Genomic DNA, 24,521 nt, shown 5'->3' on the forward strand with positions numbered 1-24,521 from the left:
TCGGCGGCCCCAGTGGGAGATGGCGGATTCCCCAGCAAGTTGGTGCTCTTTCCGCAGTCCATCGTTCCGGAGAAGAACACCAGCTCGGGCATGGGGAGTACAGGACCTTTCGATGGGTCGGCGTGAGGGGGAGGGGCCGGACGGAACCGGGTGTCAGGAGCGGATCTCGAGCAGCGGGACGAGCTGCTCGGCCGGGGTCATGGAGCCGTGCATGCCGGCGAGCGCCGACTCGTTGGGCTCGGCCCGGGAGGCGGTGATCGCCACGTCCGCCTGGGCGGCCGCGACGACGTCGCCGATCCGGCCGAGGACGCGCTCGTCGCACTCCCCCGGTGTCCCGAACCAGCCCAGTTCCAGGGCTTCCTCGCGGCTCGCGATCCAGAAGCGGTCGCCGAGCACCTCGCGCCACACGGTCAGGACGTCGGTCTCGGCGCCCGGTACGGCGTACACGTGCCGGGCGCGGCCCTCGCCGCCCAGCAGGGCGACGCCGGCGCCCAGTTCCCAGTCGTCGTCGTAGTCGATGCGGGAGTCCTCGTCGAAGGGGACGTCCACCATGCCGTGGTCGGCGGTCACGTACAGCGCGGTGCGCGGCGGCAGTTGCTCCGCGAGCCGCTGGACCAGCCGGTCGACGTACATCAGCTGGCCGCGCCAGGCGTCGGAGTCGACCCCGTGCCGGTGGCCGGCGCCGTCGAGCTCGCTGTAGTACGTGTACACGAGCGAGCGGTCGCCGGCCCCGAGGCGCTCGGCCGCGAGGTCCATGCGCTCCTCGCCGGTCATCCGGCCGAGGAAGGTGCCGCCGCTCAGCGCGACCTTGGTGAGCGGGGTGGTCTGGAAGGCCGGCGAGGAGACCTGCGCGGTGGCCACACCGGCCGCGTCCGCCTGCTGGAAGACGGTCGGGTACGGCTGCCAGGCCTTGGGCTGGGTCCACGGGTGCCAGCGGAGCTGGTTCATCAGTTCGCCGGTGGCCGGATTGCGCACGGTGTAGCCGGGCAGTCCGTGGCGCGCGGGCGGCAGGCCGGTGCCGACGCTGGCCAGCGAGGTGGCGGTGGTCGCCGGGAAGCCCGCGGTGATCGGGCGGCCGGTGCCGCCGCGCGAGGTGGCGAGCAGGGAGGTGAGGTACGGGGCCTCGTCCGGGTGGGCCTTGATCTGCTCCCAGCCCATGCCGTCGACCAGGAACACGCAGTTCCGGTCGGCCGGGGTCAGCTCGGTGATCGCGGCCTCGAAGCCGGGTACGCCCTGGCCGGCCACGAGGGTGGGCAGCAGGTCGGCGAGCGAGCCGGTGCCGTATTCCGGGACAGGGGCACCGCTGAGGTCCAGCAGTTCCGGCTCGTCCTGCCAGCTCTGGGCGGCGGAGTGGGCCATCAGCGGGCGGGGGTGGACGTCGCCGCCGTCGCTTCGCTGAGCGCCTGGGCGAAGAGCAGGGTCTGGCGGACCGCCTCCGGGCCGTCCCCCGCCTCGCTCACGCGCAGGCTGAGGTCGTCGGCGGTGGAGTTGCCGGTGTAACCGTGGTCGGCGTCGCAGTTCTGGTCGCCGCAGGCGGCGGGCTCCAGGTCGATGCGCGAGACCGCGCCCCAGCCGATGGTCAGGACGACCTCGCGGGGCAGGGTGCCGGGAGTGTAGGACTCCGGGTTGGCGACGACGCGGCTGAGCACGACCGAGGAGATGCCGGACAGCTTGACCGACTCGGTGGAGGTGGTCGCGTACGGGGACGGGGATCCGGCGTCGGCGGCCTGCTCGTCGGTGTGGCTGACGATGAAGCGGTTGCCGGTCAGGACCAGCACCGTGACGTGCCGGCGCACCTCGTTGGAGTCGAAGGTCGTCTCCTGGTGGACCAGGTACGACGAAATCGGCTCGCCGCCCACCGCGGCCTCCACGGCCTCGGCCACGAGGGCCGGGTAGTAGCCGCTGCGCTCGATCGCCGTGCGCAGCCCCTGGGTCGTCGTACCGGATTTCGCCATGAGGTCCATCCTAAGGCCCGTACGGGTCACTCCGGCCGCCCCGGACCTCAGTAGCTGGGCAGGGTCCGCGGGCCGAGGTCGCCGCGGGCGGGCGGATGGGCGACGCGGACGGTCGCGCTGAGCACGGACAGACCCTCGGTGGCGACGACTACGGGCTCCAGGACCACCCCCACCACCTCGGGATGGTCGTCGACGAGGCGGGACAGGCGCAGGAGCAGTTCCTCCAGCGCGGGGGTGTCGACGGGGGCGCTGCCGCGCCAGCCGAAGAGCAGCGGGGCGGTGCGGATGGACCGGATCAGGCCCGCCGCGTCCCGGTCGGTGGCGGGAACGAGCCGGTGGGCGGTGTCGCCGAGGAGTTCGGAGGCGACTCCGGAGAGGCCGAAGGACAGCACGGCGCCGGCGGCGGGGTCGATGACGGAGCGGATGACGGTGTCGACGCCCCGGGGCACCATCGACTGGACCACGGGGAGCAGCTCCTGCGGTTTGCCGAGCGCGTGGGTGAGCTCCTCGTAGGAGCGGCGCAGCTCGGCCTCGGTGGTGAGGTCGAGGCGGACGCCCCCGAGGTCGGCGCGGTGGCGCAGGTGCGGGGCGGTGGTCTTGAGGGCCACGGGGTATCCGAGGACCCCGGCGGCGCGGACCGCGGCGTCGGGGCTGGTCCCCCCACAGGTCCCGCACCCCCCACATCCCGAGCATCCCGTCACCGACTCACCACGGAAGGACGCCATCACCCGTGCCTCACATACCCCCCGTAGAGCCGTACCCCATGCCGGCGGAAGGGGACCTCCCCGACAACACGGTGGGCTGGGTGCCCGACCCGGCCCGGGTCGTGCTGCTGCTGCACGACATGCAGGAGTTCTTCCTCAGGCCGTTCCCCCGCACCGGCGAACCCGGCGGCTCCCTCGTGTCCAACGCCACCCTCCTGCGGGACCGCTGCGCCGAGCTGGGCGTCCCCGTGGCCTACACCGCCCAGCCCGGCGGCATGACCGTGGAGCAGCGCGGTCTGCTCCGCGACTTCTGGGGGCCGGGGATGACCCCGACACCGGAGGACCGCAGGATCGTCCCCGGGCTCGAATCGCGCCCGCAGGACTGGGTGTTCACCAAGTGGCGGTACAGCGCCTTCCACCAGTCCGACCTCCTGGAGCGGATGCGCCTCCACCAGCGCGACCAGCTGATCGTCTGCGGCGTCTACGCGCACATCGGGGTCCTGATGACCGCCGTGGACGCGTACACCAACGACATCCAGCCCTTCCTGGTCGCCGACGCCGTGGCCGACTTCTCCGCCGACGACCACCGGCTCGCCTTGAACTACGTCGCACGGCGCGCCGGCCGGGTGCTCACGACCAAGACCGCCCTCGGCGAACTCGGCGGACCCGCCGGACCCGCCGGACCCGGGGAACCCGGCGAATCCGGAGCAGCCCGGTGAACACGCCCTCCACAGCACCTGACCCGACGAGGAACAACATGGCATCAGCACGTGAGACACCTGACCTCCTGGCACGGATCCTCGACGGCCGCGCGGACGACTTCGCGCTGCTGCACCGGCCGGAGCAGGCCGGGGCCGACACCCTGGAGATCCTCCTCGGCGAGGTGACCGAGGTCGCCGCCCTCAAGGACCTGCCGCTCGCCGAGGACCCGGCGCCCGGTGCGGGACACGACCTGCTGGTCATGGTCCCGTACGGGCAGATCACCGAGCGGGGCTTCCGGGCCCGCGCCGACGGCGAGTCGCTGCTCTCCATGGCCGTACGCGAGCAGGCCGCGGTGCCGCTCGGCGCGACCCTGTCCCGGCTCCCGGACGGGCCGGTCAAGTGCGTCGACGGACGGTTCGACGTCCCGGACGAGGAGTACGCGGACATCGTGCGCCGTGTGATCAAGGACGAGATCGGTACCGGGGAGGGGGCCAACTTCGTCATCAAGCGCTCCTACGTCGCGCAGCTGCCCGACTTCTCCCGGCAGGTGGCCCTGGCCGTCTTCCGGCGGCTGCTGGAGCGCGAGTCCGGTGCGTACTGGACGTTCCTCGTGCACACGGGCGGACGCACGTTCGTCGGCGCCACACCGGAGCGGCACATCAGCGTGCACGGCGGCGTGGCCGTCATGAACCCCATCAGCGGCACCTACCGCTATCCCGCGGCCGGCCCCTCCCTGGACGGCGTCCTGGAGTTCCTCGAGGACCAGAAGGAGACCGATGAGCTCTACATGGTCGTCGACGAGGAGCTGAAGATGATGGGCCGTGTCTGCCCGTCGGGCGCGCGGCTGTCCGGCCCGTACCTCAAGGAGATGGCACGCCTGGCGCACACGGAGTACTTCATCGAGGGCACGACCGATCGCGACGTCCGCGACATCCTCCGCGAGACGCTGTTCGCCCCGACCGTCACCGGCTCCCCGCTGGAGAGCGCGGCCAAGGTGATCCACCGTTACGAGCCCGTCGGCCGCGGCTACTACAGCGGGATCGCCGCTCTCATCGGCCACGATGCCGCGGGTGGCCGCACCCTCGATTCCTCGATCCTCATCCGCACCGCCGACATCGACGCCTCGGGGCGGATGAGCATCGGGACGGGCGCGACCCTGGTGCGCCACTCGGACCCCGTGTCCGAGGTGCGCGAGACCTGGGCCAAGGCCGCGGGGCTGCTCGCGGCACTGGGCGAACCCGAGCCCACCCGCTTCGGCGCCCACCCCGCGGTCCGCAGGGCGCTCGACGGGCGCAACGAGCGGATCGCCGACTTCTGGCTGCGCGACCCGGGCAGCCAGACCGGGCAGGAACAGCCCCTGGCGGGGCAGAGGGTCCTGGTGGTGGACGCGGAGGACACCTTCACCGAGATGATCGCCCACCAGGTGCGCTCCCTCGGGTGCGAGGTGACGGTACGGCGCTTCGACGAGCCGTACGAAGTGGCCGGGCACGACCTGGTGATCCTGGGCCCCGGACCGGGCGATCCGCGCGAGGTGGACCACCCCAAGATCGCCCATCTGCGGGCTGCCGTCACCGGGCTGCTCGCGGAGCGCCGGCCCTTCCTGGCCGTGTGCCTGAGCCATCAGGTGCTCAGCACCGTCCTGGGCCTGCCGCTGCACCGCAGGCCGGTGCCCAACCAGGGCGTCCAGCACGAGATCGACTGGTTCGGCGGGCGCGCGCGGGTGGGCTTCTACAACACCTTCGCCGCCCACACCGAGGAGGACGGGTTCGACCATCACGCGTACGGGCGGGTACGGGTCAGCCGCGATCCCGAGACCGGTGAGGTCCACGGCCTGCTGGCCGACGGCTTCGCCTCCATGCAGTTCCACGCCGAGTCCGTGCTGACCCAGAACGGCCCCGGTGTCATCGCCGCGCTCCTCGAGGGCCTGGCCGCCGCACACCGCACGGACGCTTTGGAGCCCACCCATGTCAGTTGAAGACCAGACCCTCGCCACCGCGACTCCCGACGAAGCGCCGGCCGCGGTGGTGGCCGAGGTCACGCACCTGCTCGCCGACGTGCTCAGGGTGAAGCCCGAACTGATCGATCCCGGGCAGACGTTCGTTTCGCTGGGCGTCGGATCCGTGGCGACCGTGCAGTTCGTCTCGGTGGTCAACACGCGTTACGGAACCGCCCTCAAGGCCACCTCGCTGTTCGGTCAACCGACTCCGCTGGCCTTCGCGGGTCTCGTGGCACGCGAAGCGGGGATCAGGGAGCAGGGGGTGGCGTCCGCCGAGCCGGCCCCCGCCGACCAGGCCGCGGCCGACGGCCAACGGCTCGGCGACGGCCACCGGCCCGCCGACGGCCGACCGCTCGCCGACGACCAGGCGGCCGCCGAAGAACTGGGGGCCGCCGAAGAACTGGGGGCGCTCCTCGACGCGGTGCGCGCGGACCGGCTTTCCGTGGACGAGGCGCTCACGCGGCTGCCTCACCAGGCGTGAACGGGCGGCAACGATGGACGAACGAGAGATAATCACCCGGTTCAAGGCCGGACTCCTGGAGCGCGAGCAGGCCGTGTGGCTCCTCGCCGAGCGGCGAAGGACACCCGGTCGCGGCCCGGTCGCGGTCGCGGTGTCCGGCGGGGCAGACACGGCGCCGGAGCGGACCGAGCCCATCAAGCTCTGGTTCTGCTCCAACGACGAGCTCGATCCCGGGCTCGCCGTCACCCTGGCCGGGCACTGGCTGGACGCACAGGAGCAGGAGATCGCAGACCGGTTCCTGTTCGAACGGGACCGGCGCCAGTATCTGGTGGCCCATGCGCTCGTACGGCGGGTACTCGCGCTGGAAAGCGGCCTGCCCGAGGCGGAAGCCGTGATCTGGCGCTCTGAGCGCGGGCGGCCGTTCCTGCGGCCACCCACCGCAGGACTACCGCGCGGCGGTGCGGAGTTGGACTTCAACCTGTCCCATGCCGGGGGCCACAACCTGCTCGGCGTGGTGCGCAGTCACCGGATCGGGGTGGACGTGGAGCGGGTCGACCGCGGTGAGCAGGGGCTCGACGCGATCATCGAGACCTTCGCACGGGACGAGCGGGATTGGGTGGCACAGGCCGCGCCCGGCCGCACCCGGGACTGCCGGACCCTGCGGCTGTGGACTCTGAAGGAGGCGTACTCCAAGGCGCGCGGGCTGGGCCTCGGACTCCCCTTCGACAGCTTCTCCTTCACCCTGGACGAGGAGCGCGGGGTCCTGGGATTCAGGCCGCCCGAGTCCGAAGGGGCGCTGCCCTGGCGGTTCCTGGAGCTGGAGCCGGAGCCCGGAGTGCTCGCGGCCGTGGCACTCCTCGCCGGCACGGGCGTGTCGTCCGTTCTCCAGCTGCACCGCGGTTTTCCCTGGAGCCGGGAGGCACCGGAGCTGCTGGCGCTACCGGTTCCGGTCGCCGGCCTCTGACTCCGCGCCGGCGGTGTCGGGCGGCGCGGTGTCGGGTGTCACGGTGGACGGCGTCACGGTGGACGGCGTCGCCGGGTGGGACTCGTCGCCGCGCCGCAGGGAGAGATCGATACGGGGCAGGGTCCCGGGCGTGGCGATCCCCGGGAGCAGCAGCCGCCACATCTCCACCGTGCGCTCCGGCAGGTCCTTGCGCCCGTTCACCAGCTGCGCGTACAACTGCACGCCGGTACACGCGCTGACGACGAACTCGGCCACCCACATCGGGTCGATTCCGGGCAGCAGCTCCCCGCGGTCCCGCGCGTCACAGAGACACTGCGCCATGATGTCCCGCCACTGCAGATAGGGCGTGATGTCGTGGACGCCGAAGCTGCCCTGTTCCACGGAGAGACGCACGCCGGCGCGCAGCAGCGGGTCCTGCAGGAGCTGGTGCGACCACACCCGTGTGATGTCCACGATGCGCTGCAGCCCCTGAGTGTCGAGACTCGGCTCGATGCTCTGGGGCTGCGACTGCATGACCGCCTTGGCAATGCCTTCCTTCGACTCGAAGTGGAAGTACAGCGCTCCCACGGTCAGCCCGGCGCGCTTCGCGATCTTGTTGAGCCCCGTGCCGGCGTACCCGGACGCGTCGAACTCCTCTGCCGCCGCTCGTAGGAGCAGCTCGCGTGTGCGCAGCGCGCGATCCTGCATCGGACGTTCCATGCCTGAGCTCCGTTCGGCAAGCCAGTAAAGACTAGACAAAAAAAAGAATCATCCTTATTTTATCTCTCACGGGCTTCGCCGTCCAGGCGTGTGCGCCCGCCGCGTGTTCTGTGCCCGCCCTCGTTCGATGTGACCACTTCGGCGTGGGGACGCGGCACGTTCATGTGCGCTTCGTGCCCGTAGGTCTTCACCGGGGGAGAAATCGCATGCCATGCACCGCCACAGCCGCCCTCGCTCCGCCCCTCATGTTCGTTGCGGGGGAGCTCGTCCACAAGGCCCGCCCCGGCTCAGTGCTCCTGACCGGTCTGCGGTCCGACGGGAGCGACGGGTTCGTCGTCTCCGCCCACTGGCCCGCGGTGCACGGCTACTACGCCACCGGGCAGACCGCGCTCGACCCGCTCCTGCTCACCGAGACGGTGCGCCAGTGCTTACCCCTGCTGTGCCACAGCGCGTATGACGTCCCCCTGGGGCACCACCTGCTCTGGGACACCCTCAGATACGAACTGACTCCCGCGGCCCTGGTCCCGAAGGACCGCAGCGGAGGGCTCGAACTCCGCGTCACCTGCCTGGAGTCGACCCGTCGCGGCGGGCGGGCGTCCGCGCTGACCCTGCTCATATCCGTGGTGCAGGGCGGGCAGTTGCTCGCCGAGTGCACCACCCGCCTGACCGTGCAGGCGCCGGCCGTCTACCAGCGGCTGCGGGCGGGGCGCGGCGCCCCCGATGCCGTCACCGCCCTGCCGGCCGCACCCACCGCCCCCATCGAGCCGTCCGCCCTGGGGCGCGCCCGGCTCCGCGACGTCGTCCTCAGCCCTGTGGTGGGGCTCGGTCGGTGGAGGTTGCGGGTGGACACCAAGGATCCCCTCTTCTTCGACCACCCGCTCGATCACGTGCCGGGCCTGCTCCTCCTGGAGGCGTCCCGCCAGGCCGCGTTGACGCTTCCCTCCGAGCGCCCGCTGTCCGTGACGGCCTTGGAGTCCTCCTTCTTCCGCTACGTCGAACTCGACGCTCCGTGCTGGATCGAGGCGCGGCCGACCGACTCGGACGGCCACCGGCGTGCGGTGGTCACGATGTGGCAGAACGGTGGCGTGTGCTTCTCCGCGACGGTGCTGCTCGCCCGGAAGCCGGGCCCCGGTCCCGCCGACCCGGTGGGTACCGGTGGCGAGGTCATCCCGTTCCCGCGGTGAGGGGTCGTGCGGGTCGCATCCCGCCGGCCTGATACGAAAACGGCGGCCCGCCCCGGAGATGGGGCGGGCCGCCGAGCCGTGAGCCGAGCCGTGAGCCGAGCCGTGAGCCGAGCCGTGAGGGCAGGTCAGGCGGCGGTCCAGCCACCGTCGACCGGCATCGCGACGCCCGTGACGAAAGAGGCCTGATCGCTGCACAGCCAGGCGGCGGCACGCGCGATCTCATCCGGTGCGGCCATCCGCTTCTGGACCGAGCGCCCGACGAAATCCTCCTCCAGCGAGGGGTTCTCCTTGAGCACCTGGTCCATCATCTCGGTGCGGGTGCTGCCCACCACCAGGGCGTTCACCCGGATCCCGCGCAGGCCGTACTCGGCCGCGGCCGCCCGCGTCAGCCCGAGGACCGCGTGCTTGGCCGCCACATAGGCGGAGGACGCTCCGGTAGCCAACACCCCTGCCACGCTGGAGGTGTTCACGATCGCCGCCGGGCGGCCGGAGCCGAGCATGGCGGGGATCTGGTGGCGCATGCAGTTCCACACGCCCCGGACGTTCACGGCCATGATCTGCTCGAAGACCGCGGTGTCCGTCTCGTGCAACAAGCTGCCGGACGTCGCGTAACCGGCGTTGTTGAAGGCCCCGTCCAGCCGGCCGAACCGGGACACCGTTTCGGCGACGGCCCGTTCGACCTCGTCCTCCCGGGTCACATCCGCCGCCGCCACCACCGCGCGCCCCCCGGCCGCGGCTATCTCGGCGGCCAGCTCGCGCAGCCGCTCCTCGCGCCGTGCCATGAGCACCACGGTCGCCCCCTCGGCGGCGAACACGCGCCCGGCCGCCGCCCCGATTCCGCTGGACGCCCCCGTGATCATCACGATCCGGTCCCGCAGCAAGCCTGTGTCTCTCGTCATGTCGAGCTTCCCTCCCCCTGGATTGCCGCTTCTGACCCTCGGGGGCCGATCGTCACGCGGCCCCCTCGACAGGGAAAAGAATAATGGTTCTTATGTGATTTCGCCAGCGGGTGGCCGATGCCGGGGGAGCCGGGGCGGGATCCGACCCTAACCCGCCCCGGGCGGGCGGATGGCCGAGATGCCGTACAGGAGCAGGTCGCAGAGGTGGGCGAACAGGGCCCTGGCGGCCTCGGATCCCTCGGACCGCGCGTCGTTGCCGCGGGCGCACACCTCCGTCCCGGTGATCAGGCGCAGGGCCATGTCCGTCACCGCCTCCGGCGTGACGCCCTCCCTCAACTGCCCTCTTTCTCCCGCGCTCCGGAACATCTCGCGCGCCTGCTGGAACCAGGACTCCGACCAGTCTCCGGCTTCCGGGACCTCTCCGGAGAGCCGTACGGCCGCGCGCGCCAAGACGTCGCGGTGCAACAGTTCGAGCAGGGCGAGGAGGAGCGAACGGGCCCTGTGCAGCGGGGCCGCCGGGCGTTGGGCCACCTCGCCCACCCGCTCCTGGATCCGGGCGAACCCGACCTCCATCAGCTCGGCGAGGAGCCGGTCCTTCGTGGGGAAGTGAAAGGTCAGCGCGCCCGTCGTGACGCCGACCTCGTTTGCGATGCGATGCATGGCCATGCCGCCGTAGCCGTACTTGTCGATCTCCCGTGCGGCGGCATCCAGGAGAGCGCCGCGCGTCAGCAGGGACCTCTCCTGCTGTTTCGCCGGCCTCCTTCCTTCTCCGTGTGGCGCCAATGCGACCTCCTGCTCTCTGTTCGCTGATCGACCTCATACGGTCCACGGCTCATCCGCCGTCCACAACGGCGAGTTGACGAACTTGCACCGAGAAGGCATCCTCGGTCTTCAAAAGAATAAGAATGATGGTTATGTTTCTACTGCGGCTGGCGACCACCGCCAGCCAGGACCGATCAAGGAGCCAGTCATGTCTGCACGCGTCGCGGCGGTCCTCAGCGCACCGCTCAGCGCACCGCTCAGCGCACCGCTCAGCGCACCGCTCAGCGCACCGGAGCGCGCGCAGCGAGGGCGACCGGAGGGCCTGACCGCCTACGGGGAGCGGGTCTTCGGGTATCTGCCCCGCAGCGACCAGCGCCGCTGGGCGGACGCCTATCTGCGAGGGCTGCTGGACACGCCGGGGCGCAAGACGGTGCGGCGGATGGCCCGGATGCTGGCCCTGCCCGAGAGCGCGCCGCAGGCTCTGCGGCAGTTCATCTCCGCCAGCCCCTGGGAATGGGAGCCCGCGCGGGTGGAGCTGGCCCGGATCGCCATGGACCTGCTGCCCGATGCCGTGTGGACGGCCAAGCCCGTGCTGCTGCGCAAGCGGGGAAGCCATTCGGTGGGTCTTCGTCCGGGCGTCCTGCCGGGGACCGGCCGCCGGGTGAACTGTCAGGTCGGCATCGGCCTGTTCCTCTCCGGCGGCCGGTGCAGCATCCCGGTCGCCTGGCGTCTCCTTCTCGACGACGCCTGGTGCGACGACCCCGAACGGCGCCGTCGGGCGCGGATTCCGGACGAGGTGACGCCCAGGCCCGCCTGGGCCCTCGTACTGGAGATGGTCGAGCAGTTCGCCGCCGCGGGTGTGGCCGAGTCCGTGCCCCTGGTGCTCGGCCGTGACTTCGCCCCGGTTGCCCAGCAGGTGGCCGCGCAACTCACGAGGAGCGGCCGGGACTTCGTCCTCGAGGTGGCGCCCGGACAGCCGCTCATCCCGGTCTCGCCCCGCGGGGCCGGCCCGTCCCCGGCCGCTGTCTCCGTCAGTGGCGCGGCGGCCTTCGTGGCGGCCCACTGCCGGCGGACGATGTCCGAGCCGCCCGGCCGGGCGCAGATGTTCTCGACCGCGGTGCGCCTCCTTCCGCCCCGTCCCACGGTGCCGGCCGCCAACCAGCCCCAACGGCTCGTGGCGGAGGTCGCCGCCGTCCCGAAGCGGCCCTCCCGGTTCTGGGTCACGTCGCTCCGCGACGCACGGACCACCACCGTGCGGGGGATCGCGCACCGCACCGCCCTGACCGACGTGGCGGTCTGGGACGTCCAGACCGAGCTCGGGCTCCTGGACTTCGAGGGCCGTTCCTTCCCCGGCTGGCACCACCACATGACGCTGGCCTCCGCCACCTACCTCTATCGCCAACTGGGGTTCGCGGGCGCGCCGCAGAGGTGGCCCGCCGGTGCATGACCGCGTCCCTCCCCGCCGCCGCCCAGCCGGACACCGTGCCACCCCGCCGCCGATCCCTCCGGGGGTCTTGCCCTCGGGCAACAGTGAGGAAGCCGATGATTGACCACCACCCGCCCGTTGTGCGTGCCGGTCACGCCATGCCGGCTCCGCTCCGTCCCGCTTCCCGGGACATGATCCTCGCCGAGCTGTCCTCCAGGGTCTTCACTTCACTGCCCCGGAGCGATCAGCGCCGCAAAGGCCTGCAGTATCTGAACGGTCTGCTGACCATCCAGGGGCGCAAGTCGATCCGCAACATCGCGAAGCTGCTCGGAGGCCAGGTGTCCGAGCAGAACCTGCACCATTTCATCAGCGACTCCACCTGGGACTGGGTTCCCATCCGCCGGGCGCTGGCCGACGCCCTGGACGCCGCCCTGCCGACCCGGGCGTGGGTGGTGCGGCCCATGACCATCCCCAAGGCCGGGCAGTACTCCGTGGGGGTGGGCCGGCACTTCTCCCCGGCGCTCGGGCAGACGTTGAACGCGCAGCGCGCCATCGGTGTCTGGGCGGCGTCGGAATCCGCGAGCGTGCCGGTCAACTGGCGCTTACAGCTCCCCTCTTCGTGGCACGTGGACGATCCCCGGCGCAGCCAGGCGGCGATACCGGAGGGAACGGGCGCGGAGAGCCTGCACGAATGCGCGGTCGAGGCGTCCCGGGAGACCGTGCGGGGATGGGGGCTGCCGGTGCGGCCCGTCATCTTCGACCTGGAGGAGGTGCCCGAGCCGCTCCTGGAGCCGCTCGCCACCACGCGCGCCCCGTTCATGGCGAGGGTGGGCGGGGACACCCCGCTCACGGTGACGGACCGCGTCATGGCCGGACGGGAGCAGAGCACGCTCACCGCGCACCAGATCATGGCCATGGCCGTGAACATGCGGCGGCCGGTCCCGGGGAGGCGTCCCCTGTCGGGCGTCGTGAAGGGCATGTCCCTCGCCGCCGCCGTCCGCGTCGAACTCCCGTCGTACCCCAGGGGTTTGCCACACGGACAGCTGGTGCTGATGGGAATGGGCGAGTACGGCGGCCGGTGGCCGGCCGAACTGTGGCTGTCCAACTCCACCACGGTCCCCCTGGAGTATCTGGCCAGGCTGAGGCAGCTCACGGACAGGGTGGCCCAGGACTCCGCGGGCGTCGCGGACCGGGTGGGCATCCGGGACTTCACCGGGCGTTCCTTCAACGGCTGGCACCGGCACGTCACGCTCGCCTCGATCGCCCACGCCGTCACCGTGCTCGGCGACCAACCCCAACAAAGACCCCGCATCGCGGGCTAGTGCTGTGACCGGAAAGGTCTACCGGGTCGCGGCGCCCGGCACGGCACCTCGCGGCGTTGTCGGACCACGCCGGTACGTCCGGTACGAGGCGTGGTCCTCCGCCCGGGGGCCCCTCCCGGCGGTAGCTGGGGGAGATGCACCGCACCGGACACCGCGACCCGGCAAACCTTCCCGGCCACAGCACTGGTTGTCGAAGTCCGGCTTGGGACGCGACCGTCGGCCCCATAGCTTTGAGGGGCAGCCGGGGAACGGCCCGAAGCAGTTGCGGGCCGCCCCATCGCCGGGCCCTTCGGGCGCGCTGCGTGCCGCCGCGTGGCCCGCGGCGAGGACCGGCCCCGGGCAGGGGACTTCCCCCGAACACCCCTCTCACGCCTCTCACGCACCTCACGCACCTCTCGACCGCGCTGCCCCGAGCAGCGCCCATGACCAGCCCGCGGTTCTCCCGGACCGCCGAATCCGTAGGGACGAGACCCCATGCAGTCACCACCGCAGACCGCACCGGATCAGCCGGCGCAGCGCCCCGACGACTGGAGCGCGCTCGACCAGCGGGCCGTCGACACCGCCCGCGCCCTGGCCATGGACGCGGTGCAGCACGCCGGGCACGGACATCCCGGAACCGCGATGAGCCTCGCCCCGGCCGCGTACGTCCTCTTCCAGAAGGTCATGCGGCACGACCCCGCCGACCCCGGCTGGGAGGGGCGGGACCGTTTCGTGCTCTCGGCCGGTCACGCCAGCCTGCTGCTGTACGTCCAGCTGATGCTGGCGGGCTACCCGCTGAGCCTGGACGACCTGAAGGCGTTCCGCCGACGGGGCAGCCTCACCCCCGGACACCCGGAGCGCGGCCACACCCCCGGTGTGGAGACCACCACCGGGCCGCTGGGGCAGGGCGTCGCCAACGCGGTGGGCATGGCCATGGCGGCCCGCTACGAGCGGGGGCTCTACGACCCGGGGGCCCCCGCCGGCTCCTCCGCCTTCGACCACACGGTCTGGGTCATCGCGGGCGACGGCGACCTGCAGGAAGGCGTGTGCGCCGAGGCGTCGTCGCTGGCCGGACACCAGAAGCTCGGCAACCTGGTCGTGCTCTACGACGACAACCACATCTCGATCGAAGGGGACACGAGCACCGCCTTCTCCGAGGACGTCGCGCAGCGGTACGCCTCCTACGGCTGGCACGTGCAGCGGGTGGAGCCGAAGCCCGACGGCGACCTGGACCCCCGTGCCCTGCAGAAGGCGTTCCTCGCGGCCAAGGAGGAACGGGGGCGGCCCTCGCTGATCGCCGCGCGCTCGGTCATCGCCTGGCCCGCCCCGCGCGCGCAGGGCACCGCCGCCGCACACGGTGCCGCGCTGGGCGCGGAGGAGGTCGCCGCCACCAAGGAGGTCCTCGGACTCGACCCGGGCCTCTCGTTCCACGTACCGCGGGAGGTGCTCGCGCACACCCGGACGGCCCTCGACCGCGGCCGTGCCGCACACGCCGCCTGGGCCGGGAAGCTGGCGCGGTGGCGCGAGGCCCACCCCGGTCGGGCCGCGGAGCACGAGCGGATCACCCAAGGGCAGCCGCCGACCGGGTGGGAGAACAAGCTCCCCGTCTTCGAGCCCGGCAGCACCATGGCCACCCGCAAGGCCTCAGGCACCGTACTCGCCGCGCTGGGACCGCTGTTGCCCGAGCTGTGGGGAGGCTCCGCCGACCTCGCGGGGTCCAACAACACCACGATCGACAGCACTTCCTCCTTCCTGCCCGTGGGCAACGCCCTGCCGCAGGCGGATCCGTACGGCCGTACGGTGCACTTCGGGATCAGGGAACACGCCATGGCCTCCGTGATGAACGGCGTGGCGCTGCACGGCGCGACCCGCATCTACGGAGGCACCTTCCTGGTCTTCTCCGACTACATGCGCCCCGCGGTGCGGCTCGCCGCGCTGATGCGGCTCCCGGTCACCCACGTGTGGACCCACGATTCGATCGGGCTCGGCGAAGACGGCCCCACCCACCAGCCGGTCGAGCAGCTCGCCTCCCTGCGCGCGATTCCCGGCCTGAACGTCGTACGCCCCGCGGACGCGAACGAGACGGCGGCGGCCTGGGCGGAGATCCTGCGCCGGCACAGCGCGGACCCGGCCCCGCACGGACTCGTGCTGTCCCGGCAGGATCTGCCCGTCTACCCGCCCAACGAACTCGTCTCCCGCGGTGGTTACGTCTTCCGCGAGGCCGAGGGCGGCGCTCCGCAAGCCCTGATCGTGGCCACCGGTTCCGAGGTGTCCCTCGCGGTCGCGGCACAAGAGCTGCTGCGGGAGCGCGGCATCGCGACCCGCGTGGTGTCGATGCCCTGCCTGGAATGGTTCATGGAGCAGGACCGCTCCTACCGGGACCAGGTGCTGCCCCCCGCCGTGCGGGCGCGGGTGACGGTCGAGGCCGGGATCGGCATGGGCTGGGACCGCATCGCGGGCGAGGCGGGGCGCGTGGTGTCCCTGGAGCGGTTCGGGGCCTCGGCCGACGGCGCGCTGCTCTTCCGCGAGTTCGGCTTCACCCCCGAGGCGATCGCCGCCGAGGTGGAGACCGTCATGGACAGGGCGGCCCGCCGATGACGCCGCAAGTCTCCCGGCTGCGCCCGTTGACCGCGCGCATCCCCGGCTCCAAGAGCATCACCACCAGGGCCCTGCTCCTGGCGGCGGCGGCGAAGGGCACCAGCACCCTGTGGGCCCCTCTGGTCAGCCATGACACCCTCGCTTTCAAGGCAGCCCTCGGCAGCCTCGGCGTGCGGGTCGAGACCAGTCCCAGCGACCAGTTCTGGGACGTGACCGGCAACGGCCGCGGCCCCGTCGGCACGGCCGAGGTGTGGTGCGCGGACGCCGGCACCGCGGCCCGCTTCCTGCCCCCGTTCAGCGCGGCGGGCGAGGGCACCTTCACCTTCGACGGCTCCGAACAGCTCCGGGCCCGGCCGCTGGGCCCGCTGATGAAGGCCATGGCCGACCTCGGTGCCCATCTGGAGGCCCCCGTCCCGGGTCGCCTCCCGCTGACCGTACGGGCCACCGGTCTGGAGGGCGGTGAGCTGCGGGTGGATTCCTCCATGAGCAGTCAGTTCCTCAGCGGCCTGCTGATGGCCGCCCCTCTGATGCGGCGTCCGGTCCGGGCCGACCTGCGGGGATCCGTCAGCCGCCCCTACCTGGACATGACGCTGTCCCTGATGCGGCGCTTCGGCGCGGACGTCCGGGAACCCGAGAACGGCGTGGTCGAGGTGCGGCCGGGCGGCTACCGGCCCGCCGCCGTCGTCATCGAGCCCGATGCCTCCACCGCCTCGTACGTCTTCGCCGCGGCCGCCGCGACGGAGCACAGGGTGACGGTGATGGGTCTCTGCGCGCGGAGCCTCCAGGGTGATCTGCGGTTCGTGGACGCACTGCGCACGATGGGCGCACAGGTGGAGGTGTCGGATGCCGCCGTCACCGTGACGGGCACCGGTCGGCTGCGCGGCGGTTTCACCCTCGACATGGGTGACATCTCGGACACCTTCATGACCCTCGCGGCCATCGCCCCGCTCGCCGACGCGCCGCTGACCATCCGAGGCGTGCGGCACGCGCGGTTCAAGGAGTCGGACCGCATAGCGGCGGTGGCGCAGAACCTGCGCGCCTGCGGAATCCGGGTGGACGAGACGGAGGACTCGGTCACCGTCCACCCCGGTCCCCTGCGGCCGGCCCGCATCGCCTGCCACCGGGACCACCGGATCGCCATGGCGTTCTCCGTCCTGGGGCTGGCCGCACAGGTTCCGCTGGTACTCGACGACCCGTCCTGCGTGACCAAGACCTTCCCCGGGTTCCACCAGGAGATGGCGCGGCTCTTCCCGCACTACGCGGTGCCGGAGCGCCGCTGACGGGAACGGCCCGTCCACCCCACCGTCCACCGCACACCGCACACCGCCCATGGCCATGAGGACAAGAGGAGAGCAGGGAAACGATGAGCAGACTGCGCTGGCTCACCGCGGGGGAGTCGCACGGCCCCGCACTCGTCGCGACGTTGGAGGGCCTGCCCGCCGGCGTGCCGATCACCACGCGGATGGTGGTGGACGAGCTGACGCGGCGGCGCCTCGGCCACGGGCGCGGCGCGCGGATGAAGTTCGAGCAGGACGAAGTGACCTTCCTCGGCGGTGTGCGGCACGGGCTCACGCTGGGTTCCCCGGTCGCGGTCATGGTGGGGAACACCGAGTGGCCGAAGTGGCGGCAGGTGATGGCGGCCGACCCGGTCGACCCCGCGGAACTGGCGGGCCTGGCCCGCAACGCCGCGCTGACCCGTCCGCGTCCGGGCCACGCCGACCTCGCGGGGATGCAGAAGTACGGCTTCGACGAGGCGCGCCCCGTGCTGGAGCGCGCCAGCGCGCGGGAGACCGCGGCGAGGGTGGCGCTCGGAGCGGTGGCCCGGTCGTACCTGAAGGAGACGGCGGGGATCGAGATCGTCAGCCATGTGGTGGAGCTGGGAGCCGCGAAGGCCCCGTACGGGCTGGTGCCCGCGCCGGACGACGTGGAGCGGCTCGACGCGGACCCGGTGCGCTGCCTGGACGGGGACGCGAGCAGGGCGATGGTCGCCGAGATCGACCGGGCCCAGAGGGACGGAGACACCCTGGGCGGCGTCGTCGAGGTCGTCGCCCACGGTGTGCCGGTCGGCCTCGGCTCGCACGTGCACTGGGACCGCAGGCTGGACGCGCGGCTGGCCGGTGCGCTGATGGGCATCCAGGCGATCAAGGGGGTCGAGGTGGGCGACGGCTTCGGCCTGGCGCGCGTACCGGGCTCGCGGGCCCACGACGAGATCGTGCCGACGGCCGACGGCATCCGGCGCTCCTCCGGCCGGTCCGGCGGCACCGAGGGCGGACTGTCCACCGGTGAACTCCTGCGCGTACGGGCCGCGATGAAGCCGATCGCGACGGTTCCGCACGCTCTGGCCACCGTGGACGTCAGCACCGGGGAGGCGGCCGTCGCCCACCACCAGCGCTCGGACGTGTGCGCCGTGCCCGCCGCCGGGATCGTGGCGGAGGCGATGGTGGCGCTGGTCCTCGCCGACGCGGTGGCGGAGAAGTTCGGCGGCGACAGCACGGCCGAGACCCGCCGCAACGTGCACGGGTTCCTGGGCAACTTGGAGATCGCATGACCGTTGTCCGCATCCCCGTCGGGGCGAGCGCCGGGACGGACCCGTACGAGGTCCTGGTCGGGCACCGACTCATGGGTGAACTGGGCCCGTTGGTCGGGCCCGCGCACCGGGTCGCGGTGATCCACCCGGTGGCGCTGACCCCGATGGGGGAGGCCGTACGGGAGGATCTCGCCGCCCGGGGATACGAGGCGGTCGCCATCCGGGTGCCGAACGCGGAGGGGGCCAAGACCGTCGAGGTCGCCGCCCACTGCTGGCGGGCCCTGGGGCGGGCCGGCTTCACCCGCAGCGATGTGATCGTCGGCATCGGCGGCGGCGCCACCACGGACCTGGCGGGTTTCGTCGCGGCCGGCTGGCTGCGCGGGGTGCGCTGGATCGCGGTGCCCACCACGGTCCTCGCCATGGTGGACGCGGCCGTCGGCGGCAAGACGGGCGTCAACACCGCCGAGGGCAAGAACCTCGTCGGCGCCTTCCACCCGCCCGCGGGGGTGCTGTGCGACCTGGCGGCGCTGGAGTCGCTGGACGTCGAGGACTACGTCTCCGGCCTCGCCGAGATCATCAAGGCGGGCTTCATCGCCGACCCGGCCATCCTCGACCTGGTCGAGGCGGACCCGGAGGCCGCCCGCACCCCCGCGGGACAGCACACCGCGGAGCTGATCGAGCGTGCGATCCGGGTCAAGGCGGAAGTCGTTTCGCAGGACCTCAAGGAGGCCGGCCGGCGCGAGATCCTCAACTACGGGCACACCCTGGCCCACGCCATCGAGCAGAACGAGGGCTACCGCTGGCGGCACGGTGCGGCGGTCTCCGTCGGCCTGGTGTTCGCCGCCGAACTCGGCCGCGCCGCAGGACGTCTGGACGACGCCACCGCCGACCGGCACCGCGCGGTCCTCGAGTCGGTGGGCCTCCCGGTGGCCTACCGCGGTGACCAGTGGCCCGAGCTCCTGGCCGCCATGCGGATCGACAAGAAGTCCCGCGGCGACCTGCTGCGCCTGATCGTCCTCGACGGTCTCGCCAGGCCGGCCGTACTGGAGGGCCCCGACCCGGCCGTCCTGCACACCGCCTACGTCGAGGGCTGCGCCTTCTCGGGCTCCCCCACACGGAAGGCGGAGATGTGACGCCCCGCCCACGCCCGGAAGGTGCCGGGTTCCCGGCCGATCGCTTCGCGCACCCCGTGGCCCACTCCGCTCTTGGCCCCCTTGGCCTGCCGGTTCGCACTCTCGAGGAGTGCTTGCGCGAGTGCGGCGGGGAAGCGGGAGCCCCAGGCGTCCAGGGCCTCCGACTCCGCCAACTCCTCATGCCGTACGGGACGGCCGAGCACCGCCCCCAACTGTTCGACCTGCTGCCGGGCCGACACGGGGCTCGGCCCCGTCAGCGCGTACGCCCGTCCCGCGCACTCCGGGGAGGTCAGGGCACGGGCCGCCGCCTCGGCCACGTCCCGGGGGTCGACGCAGGAGTTCAGGGAAGCGCCGTGCAGCGTGCGCACCACACCGCCGTCGCGCACGGTCTGGGCCCAGCCCAGGCTGTTGGACATGAAGGCGCGTGGGCGCAGCAGCGTCCAGGACATCCCGGACGCGCGTACGCGCTCCTCGCAGTCGCGCTGCCACCGGGTGATCGCGTCCTGCGCCTGCGGATCGGTGACCGCGAGGGCCGAGAGCTTCACGACGTGTCGGACCCCGGCCCGGCGGGCGGCGGCGAGGACGTGCTCGTCATGAGCGGCCCGAAGCGGGTCGAACGTCACCACCAGGAGCGCGTCCGCCCCGGTCAGCGCCCGCGTCAGGGAGGAGGGGTCGTCCAGGTCGGCTTCGACGGCCAGGCCCGGCACCCGTAAGCGGGCCGCCCGCTCCGGGGAGCGGGTCAGGCAGCGCAGGTGATGCTGCGGGGAGAGGAGGCGTGCCACCTGGCCGCCCACCGTCCCCGTCGCGCCTGTCAGCGCAATACGCAAGGCATCTCTCCCATCTCCGGCCCCGCGGCCAGCCACATCTGGTCCGGGGGGCGCCCACCACGAGAAGATAATAATGAACCCTATGCTTTTTGTTGAGCAGTCGTGTCCCCGATTTCGGACGGAACTCACCCCGGAGGAAGTACGTTGACCACGCGCAGCACCACACCCCGCCGGGCCTGGCTCGGCTTCACCCTCGTCCTCAGCCTGGTCGGGCTGGTGGCGATGGACAATTCGGTGCTCTACCTCGCGATGCCGAGCATCAACGGGGCGATCTCCCCAAGTGCCGGTCAGGCGCTGTGGATCGTCGACATCTACGGCTTCGTGGTGGCCTCGCTGCTGATCGCGTTCGGCAGCCTCGGCGACCGGCACGGCCGGCTGAAGTTCCTGCTCGGCGGAGCGATGCTCTTCGGCATCGGATCGGCCGGCGCCATGCTGGCCGGCAGCCCGGAACTCCTCATCGCCTCAAGGGGGTTGATGGGTCTCGGCGGCGCCACACTGCTGCCCTCCGGGCTGGCGATCGTCAGCAACCTCTTCCCCGACCCGAAGCAGCGCGCCCGGGCGATCGGCATCTTCGCGGCCACCTTCGCGGCGGGCTTCGCGGTCGGACCGGTCGCCGGCGGCCTGCTCCTCGACCGCTTCTGGTGGGGTTCGGTGTTCCTGATCAACCTCCCGGTCGTGGTGGTCTTCCTGACGTTCGCCCCGAAGCTCCTCAAGGACGTCCGCGAGGCCCGGCCCGGCCGAGTGGACGCGCTGAGCGTGGCGCAGTCGGCGGCCGGCATCCTGCTCGCCGTCTACTCGGTCAAGGCCCTCGCGGCGGAGGGGTTCTCGGCCGGGCAGTCGGCCGCCGGCATCGCGGGCGTCGCCATCCTGGTCTGGTTCGTGCGCAGGCAGTTCACGCTAGAGGAGCCGCTGCTCGACCTCAAACTCTTCCGTGACCGGGTCTTCACCGTCGCCGTTCTGACCGGGCTCCTCTCCCTGGTGGCCTGGGCCGCGGCGGGCTACCTCAGCGGTGTGTACCTCCAGTCGGTGCTCGGATTCAGCGTGCTGACCGCGGCGTTCCTCGCACTGCCCGGGGCGGCCGTGCTCACCGCGGCCTGCATCGGCACGGCCGGTGTGGTCGAGCGGATCGGCAAGCGGGCCGCACTGATCGCCTCACACTTCTTCATCGGAGCCGGGCTCCTGCTGCTGCTCTTCACCGGGACCACCGGCGGTGCGGCGCTGTACATCGCCTCCACCGTCATCGCGGGCGTCGGCTACGGGCTCTCCTTCAGCCTGGTCGCGGAGACCGCCGTCGCGGCGGTGCCCCCGGAGCGGGCCGGTTCGGCCGGCGCGATCGCGGAGATGAGCAACGAGCTGGGCGGCGCGCTCGGCATCTCCCTGCTCGGCTCGCTCGCCGCGTTCCTCTTCCGGTTCCTCGGCCCCGGTACGGCGGGCACCCTCGATACGACCTTGGCCACCCCGGGCCTTTCCGGCGAGACCGCCGCCCAGGCCAAGGACGCCTTCGTCACCGGCCTGCACGCGGCGATCGGCGTCGCCGCCGCGCTCACCTTCGCGCTCGGCTTCCTCGCGCTGCGCTGGCTGCCGCGCGAGGAGCGGAACGGGGAGCCCGAGCTCCCGCGCCGGGAGGAGCAGGCCGTGTCCTGAGCGCGTCCCCGCATTCCCTGCCGTACTCCGCCGTACCTGCCGCGCTCCTCCCGTACGAAGCCGCACCCCTTCGCGGACGTCGTACGGGAGGAGCGCGCGCGGATTCAGCGCTGTCCGGCCCGTGCGGTCGACTCCGACCCTGCGGCCCGGCCGCTCTGCTGGTTCAGGACGCGCAACGCGTCCGCGGAGGCCGGGTCGTTGGGGGTGTAGATCTCGACCCGATGGTCGGGGCTGTCGGGCTGGAGCCACACCTGGTAGTCCACGTTCACCGCGCCGACGGTGGGGTGCTGCAGGTCCATGACCCCGACGGTGCAGTCGGAGACGTCGCCGGTGGCCCACATCGTGGCGAAGTCGGCGCTGCCCATGGCGAGTTCGCCGATCAGTCCCGCGAGCCGGGAGTCGGTGGGGTACCGGCCCGCGGTGAGCCGCAGGTAGGCGACGTGGACGCGGGCGAGCTCGGGCCAGTTGCGGTACGTGTCGCGGGTGTGGGGATCGAGGAAGAACATCCGCGGGACCGACGGACGCGACTGCGGGTGCCGTGGTGCCTCGTAGGGGATGTGCTCGGCGACGAGTGCGTGCCCGGTGCGGTTCCACGCGAGTACGTCTCCCCGCCTGCCGAGTACCACCGCGGGCGTGGCCTCGCCGAGGGAGGCCAGGAGCGTGAGGACGCGCGGGTGGGGGTCCTCACGGGGCGGTTCGCACAGACCGGGCTTCACGGATTGCCGGGCGAGATTGTGCAGGTGGACGGTCTCCACCTGATCGAGCCGGAGCACCCGGGCGAGCGCGTCGAGCACCTGCTCGGAGGCGGCGTCGGCCTGCCCCTGCTCCAGCCGAGTGTAGTAGCCCGCACTCACTCCGGCGAGCTGGGCGAGCTCCTCACGCCTGAGACCGGGGACCCGGCGGGACGTGCCGTAGGTGCGCAGGCCGATCTCAGCCGGAGTGACCCGGTCGCGGCGGCTCTTGAGGAACGTTCCGAGGCTCTCCATGAACCCAAGCCTAGGATGCCGGCCGGCTCCGTGGGTGTACCTGTCGGGTGTACCCACGGCAGGGGGATGGCTGGCGGCCGCGCCGTGCCGGACCGTCGAGAACATGACTCAACAGCGTGCGCACAACGCACCCGGCCTGCGGGCATGGCTCGGGCTCGCGGTGATCCTCGGACCGGTCCTCCTGGTCTCCATGGACGGATCGATCCTGTTCCTGGCGATGCCGCGGATCAGCCAAGCCCTCTCACCCACCGCGGACCAGGCACTGTGGATCCTGGACATCTACGGCTTCGCCGTCGGCTCCCTGCTGGTCGCCTTCGGCAGCATCGGTGACCGCTACGGCCGGCTGAAGCTCCTGATGATCGGCGCGACCGTGTTCGGACTCGGGTCCGCCGGAGCGGCCTTCGCGCCGACCCCGGAACTCCTCATCGCCTGCCGGGCGCTCATGGGTGTGGCCGGCGCGACCCTGCTGCCCTCGGCGCTGGCCGTGCTGAGCGAGCTGTTCCCCGACCCCCGGCGCCGGGCGCAGGCCATCGGGATCTTCGCGGCCGCCTTCGCCGCCGGGTTCGCCATCGGCCCGATCGTCGGCGGCACCCTCCTCGGGCAGTTCTGGTGGGGCTCGGTCTTCCTCGTCAACCTCCCCGTCATCGTCGCGTTCCTGGTGTTCGCGCCGGTCCTCCTCGGCGAGGTCCGGGCGACCGGGACGGGCCGCATCGACCTGCTCAGCGTGGTCACCTCCGCCGGAGGCCTGCTGCTCACGATCTACGGGATCAAGCACCTGGCCGCGGACGGGGTGTCGGCCCTGGCGATCGCGACGATGCTCCTCGGCATCGGGGTGCTCACGTTCTTCGCCCTGCGCCAACAGCACCTCGAACACCCGCTGATCGACTTCTCCCTCTTCCGCGACCGGGTCTTCACGATCGCGATCATCACGGGCCTGCTGCCGCTGGCCGCGTGGTCGGCGACGGCGTTCCTGTCGGGCATCTACCTCCAGTCCGTACTGGACCTGAGCGTCCTGCACGCGGCACTCCTGGCGCTCCCCGGCGCGGCCGTTCTCACGATGGCCTGCATCGTCACACCGGCCGTCGTCGAGCGCATCGGCAAGAGGGCCGCGCTCATCGTCTGCCACTTCTCCATCGCCGGCGGCCTGTTGCTGCTGCTCCCCACCACGATCACGGGCGGGATCGGCTGGTACGTCGCTTCGACCGCGCTCGCCGGCGTGGGGTACGGCATCTCCTTCAGCGTCGTCGCGGACACCGCCGTCGGGGCGGTCCCCGCGGAGCGGGCGGGCTCGGCCGGCGCGATCGCCGAGACCAGCAACGAGCTCGGCAACGCCCTCGGCATCGCGATCCTCGGTTCCCTCGCCGCCCTGCTCTTCCGCCTCCAGGGCCCGGACCTCGCTCCCACCCTCGACGAGACCCTCCAGCTCCCGGCCCTCGCGGCGGCAGCGGCCCAGGACGCGAAGTCCGCGTTCGTCACCGCCCTGCACGTCGTCGTGGTGGTGGCCGGCCTGCTGCACGCCGTACTCGGAGCGGTCGCCCTGCGCTGGCTCCCCAGGTCGGCGCCTGACGCGTCGGGCTCCGAGGCGCCGGGCTCGGACGTGCCGGGCTCGGATGCGCCGGGCTCGGATGCGCCGGGCTCCGACGCGCCGGGCTCCGACGCGCCGGGCTCCGACGCGCCGGCGTCCGGCAAGCCGGGCTCCGACATCCACGGCGAGTCCGCGAACGACCGGGTGACGAACACGGCCTGAACCGCTC

21 protein-coding genes are annotated in these 24,521 nt (G+C 72.2%); 13 read left to right on the forward strand and 8 right to left on the reverse strand.

Translation table 11 applies throughout. The annotated features are described in order from the left end of the window. Positions 1-153: 153 nt before the first annotated feature. Genes DRB96_RS12455 through DRB96_RS12465 form a run of 3 tightly spaced genes read right to left on the reverse strand, consistent with a single transcriptional unit; the run spans position 154 to position 2,680 of the window. The gene (locus tag DRB96_RS12455) at positions 154-1,359 is read right to left on the reverse strand and encodes a nucleotide pyrophosphatase/phosphodiesterase family protein (RefSeq protein ID WP_112448517.1); all 1,206 of its coding nucleotides are present in this window, start codon (positions 1,357-1,359) and stop codon (positions 154-156) included. After that, on the reverse strand, positions 1,359-1,955 hold the full coding sequence (locus tag DRB96_RS12460) for a DUF5998 family protein (RefSeq protein WP_112453366.1): 597 nt from the start codon (positions 1,953-1,955) through the stop codon (positions 1,359-1,361). Before DRB96_RS12460 ends, DRB96_RS12455 begins: the two co-directional genes overlap by 1 nt. A gap of 47 nt (positions 1,956-2,002) precedes the next feature. Continuing rightward, positions 2,003-2,680, reverse strand: a complete 678-nt coding sequence (locus DRB96_RS12465) for an acetate--CoA ligase family protein (RefSeq protein WP_112453367.1) — start codon at positions 2,678-2,680, stop codon at positions 2,003-2,005. 5 nt (positions 2,681-2,685) lie between these two features. Here DRB96_RS12465 and DRB96_RS12470 point away from each other — a divergent pair, with 5 nt between their 5' ends. Genes DRB96_RS12470 through DRB96_RS12485 form a run of 4 tightly spaced genes read left to right on the forward strand, consistent with a single transcriptional unit; the run spans position 2,686 to position 6,781 of the window. After that, positions 2,686-3,378, forward strand: a complete 693-nt coding sequence (locus tag DRB96_RS12470; RefSeq protein WP_112448518.1) for an isochorismatase family protein — start codon at positions 2,686-2,688, stop codon at positions 3,376-3,378. Between the two features lie 38 nt (positions 3,379-3,416). Continuing rightward, positions 3,417-5,336 carry an anthranilate synthase family protein gene (locus DRB96_RS12475; RefSeq protein ID WP_112448519.1) on the forward strand — a complete coding sequence of 640 codons (1,920 nt, stop codon included), beginning with the start codon at positions 3,417-3,419 and terminating at the stop codon, positions 5,334-5,336. Then, on the forward strand, positions 5,326-5,838 hold the full coding sequence (locus DRB96_RS12480) for an acyl carrier protein (protein WP_112448520.1): 513 nt from the start codon (positions 5,326-5,328) through the stop codon (positions 5,836-5,838). The genes DRB96_RS12475 and DRB96_RS12480 overlap by 11 nt, the downstream gene beginning before the upstream one ends. Positions 5,839-5,851: 13 nt before the next feature. Next, positions 5,852-6,781 carry a 4'-phosphopantetheinyl transferase superfamily protein gene (locus DRB96_RS12485; protein ID WP_112448521.1) on the forward strand — a complete coding sequence of 310 codons (930 nt, stop codon included), beginning with the start codon at positions 5,852-5,854 and terminating at the stop codon, positions 6,779-6,781. Here the strand turns inward: DRB96_RS12485 and DRB96_RS12490 are convergent. Further along, positions 6,755-7,480 carry a ScbR family autoregulator-binding transcription factor gene (locus tag DRB96_RS12490; RefSeq protein ID WP_112448522.1) on the reverse strand — a complete coding sequence of 242 codons (726 nt, stop codon included), beginning with the start codon at positions 7,478-7,480 and terminating at the stop codon, positions 6,755-6,757. The two genes, DRB96_RS12485 and DRB96_RS12490, sit on opposite strands and share 27 nt — an antisense overlap. A gap of 206 nt (positions 7,481-7,686) precedes the next feature. Here DRB96_RS12490 and DRB96_RS12495 point away from each other — a divergent pair, with 206 nt between their 5' ends. Beyond that, complete coding sequence (locus DRB96_RS12495) at positions 7,687-8,664, forward strand: ScbA/BarX family gamma-butyrolactone biosynthesis protein (protein WP_112448523.1); 978 nt, start codon at positions 7,687-7,689, stop codon at positions 8,662-8,664. A 125-nt stretch (positions 8,665-8,789) separates the two neighbouring features. Here the strand turns inward: DRB96_RS12495 and DRB96_RS12500 are convergent, their stop codons facing one another. Both DRB96_RS12500 and DRB96_RS12505 read right to left on the reverse strand, forming a co-directional pair. Beyond that, complete coding sequence (locus DRB96_RS12500) at positions 8,790-9,563, reverse strand: glucose 1-dehydrogenase (RefSeq protein ID WP_112448524.1); 774 nt, start codon at positions 9,561-9,563, stop codon at positions 8,790-8,792. A 147-nt stretch (positions 9,564-9,710) separates the two neighbouring features. Next, entirely contained in the window at positions 9,711-10,346 is a 636-nt protein-coding gene (locus DRB96_RS12505; RefSeq protein WP_112448525.1) for a TetR/AcrR family transcriptional regulator, read from the reverse strand. A 187-nt stretch (positions 10,347-10,533) separates the two neighbouring features. On the opposite strand from DRB96_RS12505, the gene DRB96_RS12510 reads away from it, so the two are divergent. The 6 genes from DRB96_RS12510 (at position 10,534) to aroB (ending at position 19,310) form a co-directional block, all read left to right on the forward strand. Next, positions 10,534-11,772 (forward strand): transposase, encoded by a 1,239-nt coding sequence (locus tag DRB96_RS12510; protein ID WP_112448526.1) that lies wholly within the window; start codon positions 10,534-10,536, stop codon positions 11,770-11,772. Between the two features lie 137 nt (positions 11,773-11,909). Next, a complete protein-coding gene (locus DRB96_RS12515; RefSeq protein ID WP_239516113.1) occupies positions 11,910-13,073 on the forward strand; it encodes a transposase in 1,164 nt (387 codons plus the stop codon). 474 nt (positions 13,074-13,547) lie between these two features. After that, positions 13,548-15,650, forward strand: a complete 2,103-nt coding sequence (gene tkt, locus DRB96_RS12520; RefSeq protein ID WP_112448527.1) for a transketolase — start codon at positions 13,548-13,550, stop codon at positions 15,648-15,650. Continuing rightward, positions 15,647-16,930, forward strand: coding sequence for a 3-phosphoshikimate 1-carboxyvinyltransferase (gene aroA, locus DRB96_RS12525; protein WP_112448528.1), 1,284 nt, complete (start codon positions 15,647-15,649; stop codon positions 16,928-16,930). The genes tkt and aroA overlap by 4 nt, the downstream gene beginning before the upstream one ends. Before the next feature lie 83 nt (positions 16,931-17,013). Next, complete coding sequence (gene aroC, locus DRB96_RS12530) at positions 17,014-18,198, forward strand: chorismate synthase (protein ID WP_112448529.1); 1,185 nt, start codon at positions 17,014-17,016, stop codon at positions 18,196-18,198. Then, a complete protein-coding gene (gene aroB / locus DRB96_RS12535) occupies positions 18,195-19,310 on the forward strand; it encodes a 3-dehydroquinate synthase (protein ID WP_112448530.1) in 1,116 nt (371 codons plus the stop codon). The genes aroC and aroB overlap by 4 nt, the downstream gene beginning before the upstream one ends. On the opposite strand, the gene DRB96_RS12540 is transcribed toward aroB, so the two are convergent. Then, the gene (locus DRB96_RS12540) at positions 19,256-20,137 is read right to left on the reverse strand and encodes an NAD(P)H-binding protein (RefSeq protein WP_112448531.1); all 882 of its coding nucleotides are present in this window, start codon (positions 20,135-20,137) and stop codon (positions 19,256-19,258) included. The two genes, aroB and DRB96_RS12540, sit on opposite strands and share 55 nt — an antisense overlap. Before the next feature lie 222 nt (positions 20,138-20,359). On the opposite strand from DRB96_RS12540, the gene DRB96_RS12545 reads away from it, so the two are divergent. Next, complete coding sequence (locus tag DRB96_RS12545) at positions 20,360-21,781, forward strand: MFS transporter (RefSeq protein WP_112453369.1); 1,422 nt, start codon at positions 20,360-20,362, stop codon at positions 21,779-21,781. 104 nt (positions 21,782-21,885) lie between these two features. Here the strand turns inward: DRB96_RS12545 and DRB96_RS12550 are convergent, their stop codons facing one another. Beyond that, positions 21,886-22,767 (reverse strand): helix-turn-helix transcriptional regulator, encoded by an 882-nt coding sequence (locus tag DRB96_RS12550; protein ID WP_112448532.1) that lies wholly within the window; start codon positions 22,765-22,767, stop codon positions 21,886-21,888. Positions 22,768-22,870: 103 nt separating this feature from the next. On the opposite strand from DRB96_RS12550, the gene DRB96_RS12555 reads away from it, so the two are divergent. Continuing rightward, positions 22,871-24,514, forward strand: a complete 1,644-nt coding sequence (locus DRB96_RS12555; RefSeq protein WP_112453370.1) for an MFS transporter — start codon at positions 22,871-22,873, stop codon at positions 24,512-24,514. Positions 24,515-24,521 lie beyond the last annotated feature (7 nt).

This window comes from Streptomyces sp. ICC1, from assembly GCF_003287935.1.
In the GTDB taxonomy this organism is placed as follows: Bacteria; Actinomycetota; Actinomycetes; order Streptomycetales; family Streptomycetaceae; genus Streptomyces; species Streptomyces tritrimontium.